Here is a 2,104-nt window from a genome sequence, read left to right as displayed (position 1 = left end):
GAAATGCCCGGAACGGCACCGCCAACCTCATGATCAACCTGGGACGGGGCGCGGTCAGGTGCGGAAGGTGAACCAGTTGACGTTCACGAAGTCCGCGGGCTGGCCGCTGGTGAAGCGCAGGTACACGTTGTGCGTGCCGGTGATCGCCGAGACGTTGCCAGGGACCGTGCGCCAGGCTTGCCAGCCGCCGGTGTTGGCCACCGCGAAGCTGCCGACCGGCGCGTTGTTCACGTTGTCCAGCCGCACCTCGACCAGGCCGCTGACGCCGCCGCCGGCGCCCGAGGCCACCCGGGCCTCGAACGAGCGCGCCGGCGTGGACCCGAAGTTCACGTTCGGGTAGAGCACCCAGTCGCCGTTGGCCAGCCAGCCGATGTTCTGGCCGCCCTCGCTGCACGCCTCGGTCTGCACGCCGGACTGCTGGCTGAAGCTCTCCGCTTCGATCCGGGCGTACGCGCCGGTCCCGCCCGGCGGCGGTGGCGGCGGGTTCGGCGAGGGCGGTGGCGGCGGGGGCGGGTTCGGCGGGGGCGGCGGGTTGGTGCCGCCGCCGGTCTGCCAGACGGCCACGTAGTCCACCAGCATCGACCGGCCGGGGACGGTGGAGCCGGTGGGGGTGGCGGCGCCGGCCACGCCGTCGGGGAACGCGCCGCCCATGGCGACGTTCAGCAGCAGGAAGTAGCCGGCGTGGCTGGTCATGTTGGTCCAGTGCGGCTCGCCGACCTGGTTCTGCGTGACCGTGTGGTAGTGCTGGCCGTCCACGTACCAGCGGAGCTGATCGGGGTTGGCGCCGGTGTCCCACTCGAACCGGTAGGTGTGGAAGGCCGACTGGCACGGGCTCCCGGGGCAGGCGCGGCTGGTGCCGAGGCCGTTGAACTCGTTGCACGGCCCGCCGGGCGCCACGCCGCAGTGCAGCACGCCCCAGACGGAGTTGATCCCGTTGACGTTCTCCATGATGTCGAACTCGCCGATGCCCGGCCAGTTCTGGTAGTTGCCGCGGTAGGGCGAGCCGAGCGCCCAGAACGCCGGCCAGTATCCGCTCGCCTCGGCGCCGGTGACGTTGGGCATCTGGATCCGGCCCTCGATCCGCAGCACCCCGCCGGCCGGCGGCTTGAAGTTGGTGCGCGTGGTCTCGATCCGGGCGGACGTCCACTGGCCGGAGCCGTCGCGCAGCGGCGTGATCCGCAGGTTGCCGTTGCCGTCGTGGGCGACGTTGGCGGTGCTGTTCGTGTAGACCTGCCGCTCGCCGGTGCCCCAGTTGGGCGGGCCGCCGGGGTAACTGGTGCCCGTATCGATGATCCAGTTGGCGGACGAGGGCAGCGTGTTGGCGGCGCCGGTGAAGTCGTCGGCCCAGACCTGGGACCAGCCGGCGGGCGGGGGCGGCACGGCGGCGTCCGCCGTGACGGTGGCGAGGGTGGTGACGGTGGCGAGGGTGGTGGCGGCGACCGCCGCGAGCACGGTTCGGCGCAGGGGTGGGTACGGTCTCATCGCTCGACCTCTCTGCCGAGGTGATGGGGGTGGGGGGACCGGACGAATAGTGGCTTGTGCGCGCTAAGAGAGCGCTCTCTCATTAAGAGCCGCCGCTCGCGCTTTGTCAATGACCATCGATGCGACGGCCCGTCCGACCGCAGGACGCCGAGATCTTGGCAAGTTTGGGTTCGTGACGAACCCGAACTTGCCAAGATCTCGCTTTCCGGGCACGTCGACGGCGCGGTTTCCGGCATCGGGCGCTCGGGTACTCCGAACGGCGGGCGACGACCAGCCGGCGGAGGGATGCCACAACCGATGAGCGATGTAACGGCCGAGCGAGGCGAACGCGCCGGCCGTCCGGTCGAGGTCGGTCCGCTCCCCGAACTGCTCACCGTCGGGGTCGAGGAGGAGTTCCTCCTGGTGGATCCCGAGACCGGGCGGGTGGCCCCCGCCGTGGAGGACGTGTACGCCAACGTGCCTCCGCAGCTCCGGGAGCAGGTCCAGCACGAGTACCTGACCACGCAGATCGAGCTCGGCAGCGCACCGGTCGTCGGGCTGGACGCGCTGGGCCGGTCGCTGGCCGCCCTGCGGACGGCGCTGGCCGACTCCGCCGACTCCGCCGGCGTGCGGCTGGTCGCCG

2 protein-coding genes are annotated in these 2,104 nt (G+C 71.5%); one reads left to right on the top strand and one right to left on the bottom strand.

Annotated elements, in window-relative coordinates; genetic code table 11:
* Positions 1–54 precede the first annotated feature (54 nt).
* On the bottom strand, positions 55–1,482 hold the full coding sequence (locus VFO68_RS01850; RefSeq protein WP_325156353.1) for a carbohydrate-binding protein: 1,428 nt from the start codon (positions 1,480–1,482) through the stop codon (positions 55–57).
* Between the two features lie 297 nt (positions 1,483–1,779).
* On the opposite strand from VFO68_RS01850, the gene VFO68_RS01845 reads away from it, so the two are divergent.
* Positions 1,780–2,104 (top strand): glutamate-cysteine ligase family protein (locus tag VFO68_RS01845; RefSeq protein WP_325156352.1); only part of this gene is annotated, 325 nt, incomplete at its 3' end.

The sequence above is a fragment of the Actinophytocola sp. genome (genome assembly GCF_035712165.1).
Classification (GTDB): Bacteria; Actinomycetota; Actinomycetes; order Mycobacteriales; family Pseudonocardiaceae; genus DASYTH01.
This window is presented reverse-complemented; position numbering and strand designations above follow the sequence as displayed.

Coding starts and splice junctions, on each gene's coding strand:
- VFO68_RS01850 (WP_325156353.1), bottom strand. CDS start 1,482: ATGAGACCGTACCCACCCCTGCGCCGAACCGTGCTCGCGGCGGTCGCC.